The 15,343-nt window shown below is 68.2% G+C and carries 17 protein-coding genes, 1 tRNA gene and 1 other RNA gene; 3 read left to right on the top strand and 16 right to left on the bottom strand.

Features of this window, described 5'->3' with window-relative positions; genetic code table 11:
- Window positions 1-138 precede the first annotated feature (138 nt).
- From DFO63_RS08090 to DFO63_RS08060, 7 genes are all read right to left on the bottom strand, one after another.
- Complete coding sequence (locus DFO63_RS08090; protein ID WP_014038356.1) at window positions 139-582, bottom strand: DUF192 domain-containing protein; 444 nt, start codon at window positions 580-582, stop codon at window positions 139-141.
- 21 nt (window positions 583-603) lie between these two features.
- A complete protein-coding gene (gene rpiA, locus DFO63_RS08085) occupies window positions 604-1,251 on the bottom strand; it encodes a ribose-5-phosphate isomerase RpiA (protein ID WP_014038355.1) in 648 nt (215 codons plus the stop codon).
- 22 nt (window positions 1,252-1,273) lie between these two features.
- Window positions 1,274-1,753, bottom strand: a complete 480-nt coding sequence (locus DFO63_RS08080; RefSeq protein ID WP_119006738.1) for an EVE domain-containing protein — start codon at window positions 1,751-1,753, stop codon at window positions 1,274-1,276.
- The gene (locus DFO63_RS08075; RefSeq protein ID WP_101766023.1) at window positions 1,750-2,343 is read right to left on the bottom strand and encodes a 5-formyltetrahydrofolate cyclo-ligase; all 594 of its coding nucleotides are present in this window, start codon (window positions 2,341-2,343) and stop codon (window positions 1,750-1,752) included. Before DFO63_RS08075 ends, DFO63_RS08080 begins: the two co-directional genes overlap by 4 nt.
- Window positions 2,344-2,426: 83 nt before the next feature.
- Window positions 2,427-2,612, bottom strand: a non-coding RNA gene (gene ssrS / locus DFO63_RS08070) — 6S RNA.
- Window positions 2,613-2,765: 153 nt separating this feature from the next.
- Window positions 2,766-3,062 (bottom strand): cell division protein ZapA, encoded by a 297-nt coding sequence (locus DFO63_RS08065; protein WP_005410899.1) that lies wholly within the window; start codon window positions 3,060-3,062, stop codon window positions 2,766-2,768.
- Complete coding sequence (locus tag DFO63_RS08060) at window positions 3,059-3,280, bottom strand: TIGR02449 family protein (protein ID WP_005410898.1); 222 nt, start codon at window positions 3,278-3,280, stop codon at window positions 3,059-3,061. Before DFO63_RS08060 ends, DFO63_RS08065 begins: the two co-directional genes overlap by 4 nt.
- A gap of 153 nt (window positions 3,281-3,433) precedes the next feature.
- Here DFO63_RS08060 and DFO63_RS08055 point away from each other — a divergent pair, with 153 nt between their 5' ends.
- Together DFO63_RS08055 and DFO63_RS08050 are read left to right on the top strand one after the other, a co-directional pair.
- Window positions 3,434-3,982: a YecA family protein gene (locus DFO63_RS08055; RefSeq protein WP_014648288.1), complete on the top strand. Its 549-nt coding sequence runs from the start codon at window positions 3,434-3,436 to the stop codon at window positions 3,980-3,982.
- A gap of 5 nt (window positions 3,983-3,987) precedes the next feature.
- On the top strand, window positions 3,988-5,310 hold the full coding sequence (locus DFO63_RS08050) for an aminopeptidase P N-terminal domain-containing protein (protein WP_119007000.1): 1,323 nt from the start codon (window positions 3,988-3,990) through the stop codon (window positions 5,308-5,310).
- 538 nt (window positions 5,311-5,848) lie between these two features.
- Here the strand turns inward: DFO63_RS08050 and pepQ are convergent.
- The 7 genes from pepQ to rph all read right to left on the bottom strand — a co-directional run bounded on the left by pepQ (window position 5,849) and on the right by rph (window position 13,095).
- Window positions 5,849-7,180, bottom strand: coding sequence for a Xaa-Pro dipeptidase (gene pepQ, locus DFO63_RS08040; RefSeq protein WP_119006737.1), 1,332 nt, complete (start codon window positions 7,178-7,180; stop codon window positions 5,849-5,851).
- Window positions 7,181-7,255: 75 nt separating this feature from the next.
- Complete coding sequence (locus DFO63_RS08035) at window positions 7,256-7,630, bottom strand: PilZ domain-containing protein (RefSeq protein ID WP_014038349.1); 375 nt, start codon at window positions 7,628-7,630, stop codon at window positions 7,256-7,258.
- On the bottom strand, window positions 7,627-9,906 hold the full coding sequence (locus DFO63_RS08030; protein ID WP_119006736.1) for a DUF1631 family protein: 2,280 nt from the start codon (window positions 9,904-9,906) through the stop codon (window positions 7,627-7,629). Before DFO63_RS08030 ends, DFO63_RS08035 begins: the two co-directional genes overlap by 4 nt.
- Window positions 9,907-10,107: 201 nt before the next feature.
- Window positions 10,108-11,334 (bottom strand): radical SAM family heme chaperone HemW, encoded by a 1,227-nt coding sequence (hemW, locus tag DFO63_RS08025; protein WP_049446544.1) that lies wholly within the window; start codon window positions 11,332-11,334, stop codon window positions 10,108-10,110.
- Between the two features lie 56 nt (window positions 11,335-11,390).
- On the bottom strand, window positions 11,391-11,987 hold the full coding sequence (gene rdgB / locus DFO63_RS08020) for an RdgB/HAM1 family non-canonical purine NTP pyrophosphatase (RefSeq protein ID WP_049446541.1): 597 nt from the start codon (window positions 11,985-11,987) through the stop codon (window positions 11,391-11,393).
- The gene (locus tag DFO63_RS08015) at window positions 11,984-12,373 is read right to left on the bottom strand and encodes a VOC family protein (protein ID WP_032956062.1); all 390 of its coding nucleotides are present in this window, start codon (window positions 12,371-12,373) and stop codon (window positions 11,984-11,986) included. Before DFO63_RS08015 ends, rdgB begins: the two co-directional genes overlap by 4 nt.
- Window positions 12,370-13,095: a ribonuclease PH gene (gene rph / locus DFO63_RS08010; RefSeq protein WP_012512000.1), complete on the bottom strand. Its 726-nt coding sequence runs from the start codon at window positions 13,093-13,095 to the stop codon at window positions 12,370-12,372. The genes DFO63_RS08015 and rph overlap by 4 nt, the downstream gene beginning before the upstream one ends.
- A gap of 124 nt (window positions 13,096-13,219) precedes the next feature.
- Between rph and DFO63_RS08005 the strand changes: the two genes are divergently transcribed.
- Window positions 13,220-14,080, top strand: a complete 861-nt coding sequence (locus tag DFO63_RS08005; protein ID WP_019661992.1) for a YicC/YloC family endoribonuclease — start codon at window positions 13,220-13,222, stop codon at window positions 14,078-14,080.
- A 57-nt stretch (window positions 14,081-14,137) separates the two neighbouring features.
- On the opposite strand, the gene selD is transcribed toward DFO63_RS08005, so the two are convergent.
- Together selD and DFO63_RS07995 are read right to left on the bottom strand one after the other, a co-directional pair.
- Complete coding sequence (gene selD / locus DFO63_RS08000; protein WP_101766020.1) at window positions 14,138-15,217, bottom strand: selenide, water dikinase SelD; 1,080 nt, start codon at window positions 15,215-15,217, stop codon at window positions 14,138-14,140.
- Between the two features lie 26 nt (window positions 15,218-15,243).
- Window positions 15,244-15,339: transfer RNA gene (locus DFO63_RS07995), tRNA-Sec, on the bottom strand.
- Between the last annotated feature and the right edge of the window lie 4 nt (window positions 15,340-15,343).

Raw genomic sequence — 15,343 nt, 5'->3', positions numbered from 1 at the left:
GCGGTTTCAAGCGGTGCCGCGTGAAAAAGTCAGGGGTCAGATCCCTTTCGCGTGCGAAAGGGATCTGACCCCCGCAGGGTTGCCGGCCAGCGGCCGGCACTACCGCGGGTGCCGGCCGCTGGCCGGCCGCATCGTTTACTACTCGATGCCCGGGCCGAAGGTCAGCTGAGTGCCGTCCTTCAACTGCAGCTTCTCGGCCTGGCCGGCGTTGAGCTCCAGCACGTAGCGCGCCGGGCCACCGCTGGGATAGGGCGGGCACATGTCGCCGGCCGAGCACGGCGGCACATCGCGCTGCTGGCTGACCAGCTTGCGCTGGCTGTCGAAGTACAGGATGTCCAGCGCGATCTTGGTGTTCTTCATCCAGTACGCCTGCATTTCTTCGCGGTCGTGGATGAACAGCATGCCGTGGTCGGCCGACATCTGGTCGCGGAACATCAGCCCGCGCGCGCGGGTTTCATCGTTGGTGGCCAGCTCCACCTGGTAGCGGGCGCCATCCAGCTCGACCCAATGGCGGGCCGCGTCGGTGGCACAGCCGGCCAGAGCCAGCAGCGGAAGCATCAGCAGCGAACGCAACAGCGACATCGTCAGGATCCTTCGGAAGGGTCAGAGCACGATCGGCGGCTCGCCGCCGACGATCACCACGTCGGCGCGACGGCGCGCGAACAGGCCGACGCAGACCACGCCCGGCAGCTGGTTGAGCTCGCGCTCCAGCTTTTCCGGATCGGTGATCTGCAGGTTGTGGATGTCCAGGATCTGGTTGCCGTTGTCGGTGACCACGCCTTCGCGCCAGGTTGGCTGGCCGCCGGTCATGTCGCGGATCTGGCGGGCGACCAGGCTGCGCGCCATCGGGATCACTTCCACCGGCAGCGGGAACTTGCCCAGCACCGGCACCTGCTTGCTCGGGTCGACGATGCAGATGAAGCGCTCGCTGGCCTCGGCGATGATCTTCTCGCGGGTCAGTGCGGCGCCGCCGCCCTTGATCAGGCACTTGTTGGCATCGCACTCGTCGGCGCCGTCCACGTACAGCGACAGATTGCCGCTGTGGTTCAGCTCGATCACCTCGATGCCGTGCTGCTTCAGGCGCGCGGTGCTCTGCTCGGAGCTGGACACGGCACCCTTGATGCGGTGCTGGATGCGGGCCAGGGCATCGATGAAATAGGCCACGGTGGAACCGGTGCCGACACCGACGATCATGCCGTCTTCGACGTACTCGATGGCTTTCTCGGCGGCCAGGCGCTTGGCTTCGGACATGGGAGAACTCTCAGGCAGGGAATCAGGATTTTTTTTCCAGCGACAGCAGCAGCTTCCACTGCGCGGCGGTCACCGGGAACACCGACAGGCGGTTGCCCTTGGCAACCAGCGGGAAGCCTTCGCCGAGCGCTTCGGCGTGCAGCTTGATCTCGTCCAGCGCGATCACCTGCTTGAGCTTGCGGTCGAAGGCCACGTCCACCAGCATCCAGCGCGGGTTCTCGCGCGTGCTCTTGGGGTCGTGGTAGTCGGATTTGGGGTCGAACTGGGTGTCGTCCGGATAGGCCGGGCTGGCGACGGTGGCCAGGCCGACGATGCCGGGGACCTTGGTATTGGAGTGGTAGAACAGGATGCCGTCGCCCACCTGCATGCCGTCGCGCATGAAGTTGCGCGCCTGGTAGTTGCGCACCCCGTTCCAGGGTTCGACCTTGACCTTGGCCAGGTCATCGATGGAGAAGGCGTCCGGTTCGGACTTCATCAGCCAGTAGCGCGTGCGGGCGGTCATGCGTTCACGGGGGCAGCGGAGGGGAACAGGGTGCCGTCTTCGGTGCAGATCGCATCCACCGGCACGTCCCAGGACGCCACCGGCAAGGACTCGACCTGCTGCACCGCGAATGCAGCACCGACCAGCCAGGGCGGCGCCGGCCGGTCGTGGCGGAAGGCGAAGCTGCGATCATACCAGCCGCCCCCCATGCCCAGCCGCCGGCACTGTGTGTCGAAGCCCACCAGCGGGGTCACCACCAGCGCCATCTGCGCCGGTTCCAGGGTGTCTTCCATGGCCACGTCCGGCTCGGGAATGCCATAGCGGTTGCTGGTCAGTGCTTGCCCCGGCCGCCACGGTGCGAAGCGCAGCACGTCGCCGGCCAGCACCGGCAGGCAGTAGGTGAGTCCTTCGGGCAGCTGCAGCTGCCAGCGGTGCAGGGCGATTTCGCCATCCAGCGCCCAGTAGCCGGCCACGGCGCCTTCGCGCGGGGCGAACGGCAGGGCCAGCAGGGCATCGGCAAGCGATTCGGCGGCGGCGATGCGCTCACCGGCGGAAAGGTCCCGGCGGCGTTGCCGCAGGTCGTGGCGCAGGGCCTGGCGCGGGTCGGTCATGGCAGCGTGCGGCAAGGATCAGCTGCCATTGTGCCGGAAAGAACAAGGGCGACGCCCGAAGACGCCGCCCTTGCTGGAATATTGCATTCTCCGCAATGTCGATGCATGCGAAACGACCTTGAACCCGGGGGCTCAAGTGGGAACGCTGGAGAACCATCGGGCTTCCCGCTACAAGGCGGACCTGCACTCCCGGCGCTGTCGCGCTCCCGGTGTCGTTCTTAAGGGACAAGGCGAATGTTTGCACATGCCGTCGAGTACCGCAGAGAACGCGTGGCCATTATAGCCAGCGCGCAGGATCTGGATAGGCCGTTCGTCGGCAACAGTCCGTGCCAATTCAGATACGCGAAAAGGGGACGGAGGGAATTAAGACGTTTCCGGCACGGAAGGGGCGAATGCGCCTTGATTCCCTCCGTCCCCTTTTTCTACGGGGTGCCGTCGATGGCGCGGTCCAGGCGCCGGTTCAGGTCGGCCAGCGTCTGCTGCAGGGCCACCGCCTGGCGGGCGTTCTCGTCGCGCAGCAGCTGCAGTTCATGGGCCAGGTTCAATGCGGCCAGCACCGCGACGCGGTCGACGGCGGCCATGCGGTTGCTGCCGCGGATTTCGCGCATGCGCGCATCGAGCAGGCGCGCGGCGGCCATCAGGCTGTCGCGTTCATCGCCGCCGACACCCACGGTGTATTCACGATCGAGGATGCGGACACTGACCGGTTCGGCGCTCATGTGTGCTGCTCCAGGGATTTGAGCCGGCTGATCATTGCTTCCACCCGCGAGCGTGCCTGCTCGTTCTTGGCCAGCAGCGTGGAACGCTCGGCCACCAGCTGTTCCTGCTGGTGGCGCAGGCTTCGGTTCTCCTCGGCCAGGCGCTGGTTGCGTTCAAGCAACGCTTCCACGCGGGCGGCGAAGTCCTGCAGCTGGGCAAGGGGATCGGCGGGTTCCATGCGGGCACGATAGGCAAGCCGGGTAAGGGTGGTCAAGCGTTGTCGCAGCAAGGCCTGACGGCCGCAGAGAGGATGCCGTGGGGTTGCTACACTACGGGGTCTCACGGGCGCGCGCGTGCGCGCCCCGGGTTTCCTTTCCGAACGAGCCGCACGATGACCGAACTTCCCTCCGTCGACGACGTTACCCGCGCCAGCCAGGAACTGGGCCTGGGCGCCACCGCTGCCGAGCTGCACGGCGCGCTGTGTGGCTGGCTGGCCGCCGGCGGCGCCCCCGGCAACGATTGGCCGGCGCGCGTGCTGGCCGACGACAACCTGCCACCGGTGGCCGCCGACAGCGTGCTGGGGCAGCTGCTGCAGGCGACCATCAAGCAGCTGGAAGACCGCGACTTCGCCTTCGAACTGCTGCTGACCGATGGCGACGACGTATCCGCGCAGGCCGATGCCATGTTCAGCTGGACCCGCTCGTTCCTGGGCGGCTTCGGCCTGGGCAGCGGTGGTCGCCGCCCGACCCTGTCCGAAGAGGGCGAAGAAGCGCTGACCGACATGGCCAGCCTGGCCCGTGCCTCCAGCGAGGATTTCGAGGCCGGCGGCGATGACGATGACGAAGCCCTGTCGGAGATCGAGGAATTCATCCGCGTGGCGGTGCTGCTGCTGCACGGTGACGTGGTGCTGGCCTCGCGCCATCGGCAGCGCCTGAACTGATGGATATCAAGCAGCGCACCGGCATCGCGGCCGGCGAATACAAGCGTCGGCGCCGCCAGCTGATGGACATGGCCGGCGAGGACGCGATCCTGGTGCTGCCGGCCGCGGCCGAGAAGGTGCGCAGCCTCGATACCCATTACCCGTTCCGGCAGGATTCGGACTTCCAGTACCTGAGCGGCTTCCCGGAGCCGGAAGCGGTGCTGGTGCTGATCCCGGGGCGACGCCACGGCGAGGCCATCCTGTTCTGCCGCGAGCGCGATGCCGAGCGCGAGGCCTGGGACGGCAGCCGCGCCGGCCAGGAAGGCGCGGTGGCGCAGTACGGCATGGACGATGCGTACCCGATCGACGATCTGGACGACATCCTGCCGGGCCTGCTGGAAGGACGTTCGCGCGTCTATTACCACTTCGGCCGTGACGCGGATTTCGACCTGAAGCTGATCGGCTGGGTCAACCGCGTGCGTTCGCAGGTGCGCCACGGCGCGCAGCCGCCGCATGAGTTCCTGGAGCTGGGCCACCTGCTGCACGAGCAGCGCCTGTTCAAGTCCGGTGCCGAAGTGGCGCTGATGCACCACGCCGCACAGATCAGCGTGCGTGCGCATCTGGCCGCGATGAAGGCAGCCAGGGCCGGCATCCACGAGTACGAACTGCAGGCGGAGCTGGAGCGCGTGTTCCGCGCCAACGATGCCGTGCCGGCCTACTGCAGCATCGTCGGTGCGGGCCGCAACGGCTGCATCCTGCATTACCGCGACAACAACGCACGTTCGCGCGACGGCGAGCTGGTGCTGATCGATGCCGGCGCGGAATATCGCGGCTATGCCAGCGACATCACCCGCACCTTCCCGGTGAACGGCCGCTTCAGTGCCGAGCAGCGCGCGCTGCACGACCTGGTCGGCGATGCGCAGGCCGCGGCGCTGGCCCAGGCCAAGCCGGGCGTGCCGTACGAGGCCGGCCACCTGGCGGCGGTGCAGACCCTGACCGAGGGCCTGCTGCGGCTGGGGCTGCTGAAGGGTACGCTGGAAAAGAACCTGTCCGAAGGTCAGTACCAGCGTTTCTACCGGCACAAGACCGGGCACTGGATCGGGCTGGACGTGCACGATGTGGGCGACTACCGCCTGGCGGGCGATTCGCGCCTGCTGGAGCCGGGCATGGCGTTCACCATCGAGCCGGGGCTGTATGTCGGCGTGGACGATACGACGGTGGAACCGCGCTGGCGCGGTATCGGCATCCGTACCGAGGATGACGTGCTGATCACCGATGACGGCCATCGCGTGCTGACCGAAGGCCTGGCGCGCAGCGCCGACGAGATCGAAGCGGTGATGGCGGGGTAAGGGGCTTTTCTGCAGGGCTTGCAGCCCTGCACCTGCTACACGCCAGAGCAACAGCAACAGCGGGCATTCCGTGAGACGGCGGGGCACTGTGGGTTTGCGGGGACGCCGTAAACCCGTCCATGGGGGCTTGGTCGCGGCATCCATGCCGCTCACACCCCGCAAGCCCACAGTGCCCCGCCTTCGACAGGTTCACGCGGCTGTTGGTGGGTGCCGACCGTTGGTCGGCACATCTGTCAGATATCGAATGAATCATCCACGCATGGCGTGGATCTACTGGCTGCTGCGGCTGTTGGTAGGTGTCGACCTTGGTCGACACGGAGCGAGCGCAGCGAGCGACCCGCTTTTGACTTTCTTTTGTCTTTTCCGTGGTTGGACGCGCGCAGGAAACTGTCAAAGGTGGGGCGGGTGGGCCATGCAGGGGCGTTGGCGCCATGGATGGCGCCATCGAGCTTACAGGGACGTACTTGCAGCGTCCCCTGCATGGCCCACCCGCACCGCCAAGCGCGGCTTTTGCTCCAAGCGGCCAACCACGAGGGGCTCAGCCGTTGGCCGCCGCAAACTCCGGCCGCGTCAGGTTGTCCGCTTCGCCCTCGGTGCACAGCACCTCGTCTTCGATGCGGATGCCGCCATACGGACGGAAGAAGTCCACGCGGTCCCAGTTGATCGCATCGCCATGGCCGGCGTCCTTCACTTCGTTCAACAGCATGTCGATGAAGTACAGGCCCGGTTCGATGGTCACCACCATGCCCGGTTCCAGTACGCGGGTCAGGCGCAGGTACGGATGGCCCGCCGGGCGCTCGATGCGGCCACCCTCGTCGCTGGCTGCGAAACCGGCCACGTCGTGCACCTGCAGGCCGATCAGGTGGCCGATGCCGTGCGGGAAGAACGCGGCGCTGACGCCGGTTTCAACTGCGGTCTGCGGCGACACCTTGATCACGCCGAAGTCCTTCAGTACGCCCATCAGTGAAAGATGTGCGTCCACGTGCAGCTGCTTGTAGTCGAAGCCCGGCCGCACCGCCGCGCACATCTGCTGCTGGGCGGCGTCGACGGCGGCGATCATCGCCGCGAATTCGTCGTGGCCCTGCGCGGCGTAGGTGCGGGTGATGTCGCTGGCATAGCCGTGCGCGCTGGCGCCGGCATCGATCAGGAAGCTGCGCAGCGGCTGCGGTGCCTTGCGGCCCAGCTCGGTGTAATGCAGCACGGCGGCATGTTCATTCAGCGCCACGATGTTGCCGTAGGGCAGCTCGTTGGCATCCTGGCCGACGGCCTGGCAGTACGCCATGTGGATGCTGAATTCGTCGGCGCCGTTGCGGAATGCGGCCTCGGCGGCGCGGTGGCCGCGCACGCCCAGCACCTGCGCCTGGCGCATCAGCGCGATTTCATACGGCGTCTTGCTGCCGCGGTGCCATTCCAGGTAATTCACCACTGCCGCCGGGTTGTTGGGCACGTAGTTGCCCAGCGCGCTCTGCGGCTCGCCGAGGATCGCGCAGCGCGACGGATCGGCCGGCAACAGGGCGAGCGCGTCTTCGGACTTGCGGATGATGTGGATGTCGAAGTGCTCCACCCACCAGCCGCTCGGCGCACCCGGCACCACGTGCCAGTAGTCGAAGGGCTGGTGGAAGATCACCGCCGGGCGCTTGCCGGGGGTGAACACGATCCAGCTGTTGGGCACCCGGGTCAGCGGCAGCCAGGCCTTGAACTGCGGATTGACCGCGTACGGGTAGTCGCGATCGTCGAACACCTGGTAGTGCAGGGTGCCACTGGGCACCACCAGGTGATCGAAGCCGCCGCGGGCCAGCGCCTGTTCGGCACGTCGGCACAGCACGGCCAGGTGGTCGGGATAAAGGGCGCCGGGGTCTTGCTGGGTCATTGCGGTGGCTCGACACGGAAAACGGCCCTAGATTCTGCCGCATACCGGGAAAAACCGCTGTGCTGGAACCGGCACTCAGGCCGTCGAAACCGGCCCCTCGTCGCTGTCTTCGCCGACCCACTGGCGCAGCAGCTGCCGATGCTCGCGTGACAGGGTGAGGAAACGGAAGCCGGTCCAGCTCTGGCCCGGCGCATGCGCCGGTTCGCTCCACAGCAGGTGCACGCCCACGTCGATGGCCTCGTGGCGGCCGTCGCCCATCGGCAACGGGAAGCGGAACTGGTACAGCGCATCCTCGCGCAGCGGCGTGCTGGCCAGCATCAGCATGCCGGTCTCGGAGACATTGCCGAGCCGGCCCACCACGCTTTCGCGCATCTGGTCGGTGACCGGTACCAGGTCCGAGACCTGGCGGCGCGGCGCGCGGCGCGTGTCCTGCGGTGGTTGGGTGTTCAAACGGAGGTCTCCCTGGAACGGCCGCCGGCCAGCGCGCGCAGCGCACCGAGGCTGGCCTGCCACGCGCGATCGACCAGCCGGCCCTTTTCTTCGGTGACCAGCTGCGCGCGCCCGGCGCTGATCTGCCGGGCCAGCGTGTCGAGGTCGGTATCGGCGATCTTCTGCCCGCGCGGATTGACGAACAGGGCGTGGCCGGTCAGCAGGCTGTACCAGGACAGGCGCTGCCGGCGCAGGGTGCCGTCACCGCTGTCGATGTCGAACCAGCTGCCGAAGGGCAGGGTGGCCAGCTGCTGGTAGGCGGCCTCTTCAGCACTGCTGCGCGGTGCCAGCGACGCATTGCCGCCGCCGCTGGCGGCATGTTCGCCCAACCGTGCACGCGCCTTCAGCCGGGCACTGAGTTCAGTGCGCGAGGTGCTTTCGTCCTCGCCACCGGGCGTGGCCAGGCGGCGGGCAACGGCGGCTGCTTCTTCGGCGTGATAGCCGACCTGCACCAGCGCGGACTCCACATCGCTGGCCAGCGAGGTATCGGTACCACCGGGCGCGTCGACGGCCTGCGCGGTCACCGCAGCGATGCGCTCGGTCTGGTGCAGGCGCTCCTGCCACTGCGGTGAATCGTCGCCGTGGCGCAGGCGGGTGAGGGTGAGTGCATCGGCCCAGGCCTGGCGCAGCAGGGTCTGCACGAAGCGTGGCGGTTCCTGTGCGTCGCAGCACTGGTCGATCTGCGCATTGGCCTGGCGACGTGCCAGTTCCAGTCGTTCCTTGCCGCGTGCTGCCTCGACGTGGCGGCGCTCGGCCAATTCGGCGCGATGGGCCGCCGCGCGCTGGTGCTGCTGCACGTCTTCGTTGGCGGTGGCGAAGGCCTCGGGCGAGCGCGCGTCCTGGCCGAGCAGGCCCTGCACGCTCTGCGCCATGCGTTGCAGCAGCTGGGGGTCCACATCATCGTCGCCCAGCCAGTTGGCGCCGACTTCGGCAATCTGGTTGAGCAGTTCGCGTGCGGGGTGTTCGTCGCGCACGAAGAAGCCAGGGTCGGCCATCGCCGCACGCGCCAGCGGTACCTGCAGGCGCGCCAGCAGGGCGGCCGGCACCGGGTCGGGGCGCTGCTGTTGCTGCACCTGCTGCATCAGCATGCGCAGCAGGTCGAGGTTGTCGCGGTCGTGGCTGCCCAGCTGGGCCTGCGCGCCGTGCTCGCTGCGCAGCTGGGCGACCACCGCAGCCTGCAGGTCGGCGACGCCGGTGGCCGCGCTGGACTGGGCCTGCAGCCGCGCGAGGACCGCATCGACGGCTGCACTGGGCACGGCAGCGGCATCCGCGGGGGGCGCCGTGGCGTGGCGCGCCTGTTGCAGCAGTTCATGCAGCGCACTGCCGGTGGACGTGGTCACGCCCGGGGCTGCGGCACCCGGGGCGACCGCATCGTTGAAGGCGTCCTGCACCAGGTTCGACCAGGAACCGGCGGGAGCGGAGCCGTTCCAGCCGGTCAACGGCGCGGCGGCACGCTTGGCTGGCTGGGTTGCGCGGCCGCCCCCCACTGACTGGGTGATGATCCGCCGGGTGCTCGACGAGCGCGCCAGGTACGGGGTGTAGACCAGGCCCGGCAGCACGCCGTGCTGGGCCAGCAGCGCATTGGCGCGGTCCAGCACATCGCCCAGGCGTTCCAGCACCTGCCGCTCGAAGCTGCGGTACAGCGCAAGCTGCACCTCCACGCCGAGCGCGTCCTGTTCGGCGATCCGGCGCACCATCGCGCACAGGGCCTGTGGTGCCAGTGGCAGGGTGTCGGCCTCGAACGCCGGCGCCGCTGCAAGCACGCCCAGGCGCTGGCCCAGCAGGTTCAGCGTATTGGTTGAACGCAGCGTCTCGCGCCGGATCATCTCGGTCAGCAGCAGGTCGCGATCCACCTCATGCTCATCGACCAGCGACAGGCCGAGCATGCCCGGCAGCGGCGGCGGCGAAGCATGGGCCGCCGCGGCGGTGGACGGCGCGCGCAGGCCCACCAGCGCCTCGGCCACGGCATCAAGCATGCGGTCGGCGAAGTGGCCGGCGAAGGCGTGCAGCTGGCCGCGCTGGGCCATCAGGTCCGCCTGCTGCATCGGATTGCGTGCGCGGTCGGCGTCGTGCAGCAGCGTCTGCTCCAGCGCTTCGACGGTCAGGATCAGGGGCGCGGCCAGCGTTTGCCGGCACAGGCCGATCAACGCACCCAGCAGCTCACGCACCCGCGGTGGCAGGTCGCTGGCGGCCAGGCGGGCTTTGTCGGCAGAGGTGATGGAAAAGACAGCTGACATCGGCGAGCGGTACCCGGATTCCCGCGGATCGATCCTGTGAATCTACCGTGTCGGCCGCAGTCGGCGCTACTTTAGGGTGAACGTGTCTCACGTTCGCTGGGCAGCGCCGACGGATAAACGGTAGTGCCCGCTGCTGGCCGGCAGCGCTGTCTTCACTGTAATGCCGGCCAGCGGCCGGCACTACCGGCTACGGCGGAAGCCTTATTCCTCCAGGAACAGGCTCACCACATCGTTGGTGAAACGGCGGCCCAGCTCGGTCGGCTGCACATGGCCATCCGTCACGTCCAGCCAGCCGCGCTGAACGGCCTCGGCCAGGGGGGCATCCAGCACGCTGCGTGGCAGCCCGGTGCGCGACTCGAAATCGCGCAGGCCGAAACCTTCGTGCAGGCGCAGCAGGTTGAGCATGTACTCGAACGGCAGGCGCTCTGCTGCGATCACGTCGTCACCACCGAACGAGGCCGGAGTGCCGGCGCTGTCCAGGTAGGCCTGCGGGTGCTTCAGCTTCCAGCGGCGCAGAACGTGTTCCTCGGCGCCCGAGCTGATCTTGCCGTGTGCGCCGGCACCGATGCCCAGGTAATCGCCGAAACGCCAGTAGTTCAGGTTGTGCGCGCTCTGCCGGCCGGGGCGCGCATAGGCGCTGACCTCGTACTGGCCGAAGCCGGCCTGCGCCAGCAGCGCCTGGCAGTGTTCCTGCATGTCCCAGGCGTTGTCTTCGTCGGGAATACCCTGCGGCGGCCGCGCGAAGAACACCGTGTTCGGTTCCAGGGTCAGCTGGTAGTGCGAGATATGCGCCGGCTGCAGCGCGAACGCACGTTCCAGATCAGCCTCGGCACCGGCCAGGGTCTGTTCCGGCAGCGCGTACATCAGGTCGATGTTGAAATTGTCGTAGCCCGCGTCCTGCGCCATCTTCACCGCGCGCTCGGCCTCGCCGCTGTCGTGGATGCGGCCCAGGCGCTTGAGCATGGCGTCGTCGAAACTCTGGATGCCGAAGCTGAGGCGGTTCACGCCGGCCGCGCGGTAGCGGTCGAAACGGCCATGCTCGGCGGTGCCCGGGTTGGTTTCCAGGGTGATTTCTGCGTTGGGTGCGAAGCGCAGGCGTGCGCTGGCCTGCTGCAGGAAGCGGTCGATCGCTTCCGGCGGGAACAGGCTGGGGGTACCGCCACCGAAGAACACGCTGTGCACCACCCGGCCCCAGACCAGCGGCAGGTCCTGGTCGAGGTCGCGCAGCAGGGCATCGATGTAGGCATCGAACGGCAGTTCGCCCTTGGCCTGGTGCGAATTGAAATCGCAGTACGGGCATTTGCGCACGCACCACGGCAGGTGCACGTACAACGACAGCGGTGGTGGCACCAGTCGCGGCGGGCTGTCGTGGTCAGCGGAGCAGGCTTCGCCGGGCAGGTGGTTGCAGTGATCGTGGGCGTGCGGCATGGGCTTCTTCGGTAGTGCCGGCCGCTGGCCGGCTTCCCTGATTCGATCGGGTGGCGTCAGTACAGCGTCGCCAGCTGCTGCTTGAGCTGCTGCAGGGCAATGGCACGGTGGCTGATGGCGTTCTTCAGGGCCGGCTCCATCTCCGCGGCGGTCAGGCCGTGGGTGGTGTCCAGGAACACCGGGTTGTAGCCGAAACCATTCGTGCCGCGCAGTTCGCGGATGATCTGCCCTTCCCAGCGGCCTTCGCAGATCAGAGGCTGCGGGTCGGTGGCGTGGCGCAGCAGCACGATCACCGCATAGAAGCGGGCGCCGCGCTGGCCATCGGGAATGTCGGCCATCGCTTCCAGCAGCTTGGCATTGTTGGCTGCGGCGTTGGTCGGGTGGCCGGCATAACGCGCGCTATACAGGCCCGGTGCACCGCCGAGGGCATCGACGATCAGGCCCGAATCATCGGCCAGCGCCGGCAGGCCGGTCGCTTCGCAGGCCGCGCGCGCCTTCAGCAGCGCGTTCTCGACGAAGGTCAGGCCGGTCTCTTCCACGTCGCCCAGGCCCAGCTCGGCGGCCGAGGTGATCTGCAGCGGCAGGTCGGCGAGGATCTCCTGCATCTCCACCAGCTTGCCGGCATTGTGGCTGGCCAGTACCAGTTTCTTCATTGACGGGGCTCCAGCAGGTCCCAGGTGTTGCCATACAGGTCGCGGAACACCGCGACCGTTGCATAGGGTTCTTCGCGCGGCGCTTCCAGGAACTCGACCCCGGCGGCCAGCATCGCCGCGTGGTCGCGGTGGAAGTCGTCGGTGTTGAGGAAGAAGGCGACGCGGCCACCGGTCTGGTTGCCGATGCGGCTGCGCTGTTCCTCGTCGCTGGCACGGGCCAGCAGCAGGGCGGCAGCGCTGCCGTCGGTCGGCCCCACCACCACCCAGCGCTTGTGGCCCTGGTCGATGTCCTCCAGCAGCGCGAAGCCGAGCTTTCCGGTGTACCAGGCGATGGCTTCGTCATAGTCGGCTACCACCAGGGTGGTCAGGGCGATGCGCCGGTTCATGCCGACAGCGCCGCCTGCTGTGCGTCCAGCAGTTCGCGCACGCCCTTTTCGGCCAGGCCCAGCAGCGCGTCCAGCTCGTCGCGACGGAAGGCATGGCCTTCGGCGGTGCCCTGCAGTTCGATGAAGCCGCCACCGTCGTTCATCACCACGTTCATGTCGGTGTCGCAGTCGCTGTCTTCGGCGTAGTCCAGGTCCAGCACCGGGGTGCCGCGGTACACGCCCACCGACACCGCTGCCACCGCGCCCAGGATCGGGTTGCGCTTGATGTCGCCGCGCTTCATCAGCACGTTCACCGCATCGACCAGGGCCACGTAGGCGCCGGTGATGGCAGCGGTGCGGGTGCCACCGTCGGCCTGCAGCACGTCGCAGTCGAGGGTGATGGTGCGCTCGCCCAGCGCGTTGCGGTCCACGCAGGCACGCAGGCTGCGGCCGATCAGGCGCTGGATCTCCAGCGTGCGGCCGCCCTGTTTGCCACGGGCCGCTTCGCGGTCGCTGCGGGTGTGGGTGGCGCGCGGCAGCATGCCGTACTCGGCGGTCACCCAGCCTTCGCCCTTGCCGCGCAGGAAGCCCGGCACGCGGTTCTCGACGCTGGCGGTGCACAGCACGCGGGTTTCACCGAAGCAGACCAGTACCGAACCTTCGGCGTGGCGGGTGAAGCCGCGTTGGATGACGACCGGGCGGAGCTGGTCGGGCTGGCGGCCGCTGGGGCGGGAATCGGACATGGTGCGGGTTCCGTAATGGCGAGGGAGTACGCCGCCACGCCCGCGGCCTTCACGGGGCGGGCAAGGGGGCTCTGGTGAGGGCGCTAGGGTACCATTCCCCCTTTGCACGCACCGGACACAATCCATGATTCGAAGCATGACCGCCTACGCCGGCGGCGAGCGGGTCACCCCGTGGGGCACGCTGGGCTGCGAGCTGCGCTCGGTCAACCACCGCTTCCTGGAGGTCGGCACCCGCCTGCCCGAGGAACTGCGGGCGCTCGAACCGCAGCTGCGCGAGCGTATCGCCGCGCGCCTGAGCCGCGGCAAGCTGGATCTGGTGATGCGCCTGCGCGCGCCGGAAGCCGCCGCCAACCTGCAGGTGGACGAGGCCCTGCTGGGCCAGCTGGGCCGCCTGGCCCACCGCCTGACCTCCGATTTCCCGAACCTGCAGGTCAGCTTCACCGACCTGCTGCAGCTGCCGGGCGTGACCCGTGGCGAGGCGACCGACGCCGCCGCCCTGCAGGTCGAGGCACTGGCCCTGCTGGACCAGGTGCTGGACGGCTTCGTCGAGGCCCGTGAGCGCGAAGGCGGCAAGTTGTCGGCTGCCATCAGCGAACGCGTGGACGGTATCGAACGCATCGCTACCGAAGTGCGCACCTTGATTCCGGCCATTCGCGACGGCCAGCGCGCCAAGCTGGCCGCACGCCTGGCTGACCTGCCGCACCCGGTCGACCCCGGCCGCGCCGAGCAGGAGCTGGTGCTGTGGCTGCAGAAGCTGGACGTGGATGAAGAGCTGGACCGCCTCGGCAGCCACATCGTCGAGATCCGCCGCGTGCTCAAGCAACGCGAGCCGGTCGGCCGCCGCCTGGACTTCCTGCTGCAGGAGTTCAACCGCGAAGCCAATACGCTGGGGTCGAAGTCGGTGGACAGCCGTACGTCCAATGCCGCGGTGGAGCTGAAGGTGCTGATCGACCAGATCCGCGAACAGGTGCAGAACATCGAGTGATGTTGCATCCAGCGATACAGCAAGGGCGCCTTCGGGCGCCCTTGTCGTTTCAGTGCATCAGCGCACGCTGACGCCCGGCGCTCCTTCGCCCAAACGCCCCACCACGGCCGCCTGGCCGAACCCGGCGTCGTGGAAGCAGGCCAGCACCGCATCCACCGCTTCCGGGGCACAGGACACCAGCAGGCCGCCGCTGGTCTGCGGGTCGGTCAGCAGCGGCTGCCAGTGGGCGGCCAAGCCCTCGTCGAAGCGCACCTCGGCGCCATACGAGGCCCAGTTGCGGTTCGAGGCGCCAGTCACGCAGCCGCGTTGCAGCAGGTCCAGCGCCTGTGGCAGCAGCGGCACCTGTGCACTGTCCACCTCGGCAGCGACACCACTGGCGCGGCACACTTCCAGCAGGTGGCCGAGCAGGCCGAAGCCGGTGACGTCGGTCATCGCATGCACGCCCTCCAGCGCGGCAAGGGGCACGCCCACGCTGTTCAGGCGGGTGGTCGACTCGATCATCTGCCGGTAGCCGTCGGTGTCCAGCACTTCCTTCTTCAACGCCGACGAATACACGCCCACGCCCAGCGGCTTGCCCAGCACCAGCACATCGCCGGCGCGGGCATCGGCATTGCGCTTGAGCCGCTGCGGATCGAGCACGCCGATCGCGGCCAGGCCGTAGATGGGTTCCACCGAATCGATGCTGTGGCCACCAGCCACCACGATGCCGGCATCGGCGCAGGCGCGTTCGCCGCCCTGCAGGATGCCGCGGATGGTGTCCTGCGGCAGCGTATTGATCGGCATGCCGACGATGGCCAGTGCGAACAGCGGGCGTGCGCCCATCGCGTACAGGTCCGACAAGGCATTGGTGGCGGCGATGCGGCCGAAGTCGAACGGATCGTCGACGATCGGCATGAAGAAATCGGTGGTGGCGACGATCGCCTGTCGGTCATCGAGGCGGTACACCGCCGCGTCGTCGCTGGTCTCACGGCCGACCAGCAGTTCGGCCGGTGCCGGAAGCGCTGGAACGCCGCGCAGCAGTTCGGAAAGCACGCCCGGGGCGATCTTGCAGCCGCAGCCGCCACCGTGGGCCAGCGAGGTCAGTCGTTGCGGGGCATCGGCCGTTGAAGGAGCGGGGGACTGCGCGTGCGTGGCCATGCCGACATCTCCTGCGGAAACACGAATGGCGGAAGGCAGCAGGAGTCGAACCTACCAGGGAACGATCGACGCCCCCTACTGGGTTTGAAGCCCAGCCGCATGCCCGGATGCGCATGCCTTCCGAAA

It is taken from the genome of Stenotrophomonas sp. AG209, from assembly GCF_003550055.1.
GTDB lineage: Bacteria > Pseudomonadota > Gammaproteobacteria > Xanthomonadales > Xanthomonadaceae > Stenotrophomonas.
This window is presented reverse-complemented; position numbering and strand designations above follow the sequence as displayed.

Coding starts and splice junctions, on each gene's coding strand:
- DFO63_RS08090 (WP_014038356.1), bottom strand. CDS start 582: ATGTCGCTGTTGCGTTCGCTGCTGATGCTTCCGCTGCTGGCTCTGGCC.
- rpiA (WP_014038355.1), bottom strand. CDS start 1,251: ATGTCCGAAGCCAAGCGCCTGGCCGCCGAGAAAGCCATCGAGTACGTC.
- DFO63_RS08080 (WP_119006738.1), bottom strand. CDS start 1,753: ATGACCGCCCGCACGCGCTACTGGCTGATGAAGTCCGAACCGGACGCC.
- DFO63_RS08075 (WP_101766023.1), bottom strand. CDS start 2,343: ATGACCGACCCGCGCCAGGCCCTGCGCCACGACCTGCGGCAACGCCGC.
- DFO63_RS08065 (WP_005410899.1), bottom strand. CDS start 3,062: ATGAGCGCCGAACCGGTCAGTGTCCGCATCCTCGATCGTGAATACACC.
- DFO63_RS08060 (WP_005410898.1), bottom strand. CDS start 3,280: ATGGAACCCGCCGATCCCCTTGCCCAGCTGCAGGACTTCGCCGCCCGC.
- DFO63_RS08055 (WP_014648288.1), top strand. CDS start 3,434: ATGACCGAACTTCCCTCCGTCGACGACGTTACCCGCGCCAGCCAGGAA.
- pepQ (WP_119006737.1), bottom strand. CDS start 7,180: ATGACCCAGCAAGACCCCGGCGCCCTTTATCCCGACCACCTGGCCGTG.
- DFO63_RS08030 (WP_119006736.1), bottom strand. CDS start 9,906: ATGTCAGCTGTCTTTTCCATCACCTCTGCCGACAAAGCCCGCCTGGCC.
- hemW (WP_049446544.1), bottom strand. CDS start 11,334: ATGCCGCACGCCCACGATCACTGCAACCACCTGCCCGGCGAAGCCTGC.
- rdgB (WP_049446541.1), bottom strand. CDS start 11,987: ATGAAGAAACTGGTACTGGCCAGCCACAATGCCGGCAAGCTGGTGGAG.
- DFO63_RS08015 (WP_032956062.1), bottom strand. CDS start 12,373: ATGAACCGGCGCATCGCCCTGACCACCCTGGTGGTAGCCGACTATGAC.
- rph (WP_012512000.1), bottom strand. CDS start 13,095: ATGTCCGATTCCCGCCCCAGCGGCCGCCAGCCCGACCAGCTCCGCCCG.
- DFO63_RS08005 (WP_019661992.1), top strand. CDS start 13,220: ATGATTCGAAGCATGACCGCCTACGCCGGCGGCGAGCGGGTCACCCCG.
- selD (WP_101766020.1), bottom strand. CDS start 15,217: ATGGCCACGCACGCGCAGTCCCCCGCTCCTTCAACGGCCGATGCCCCG.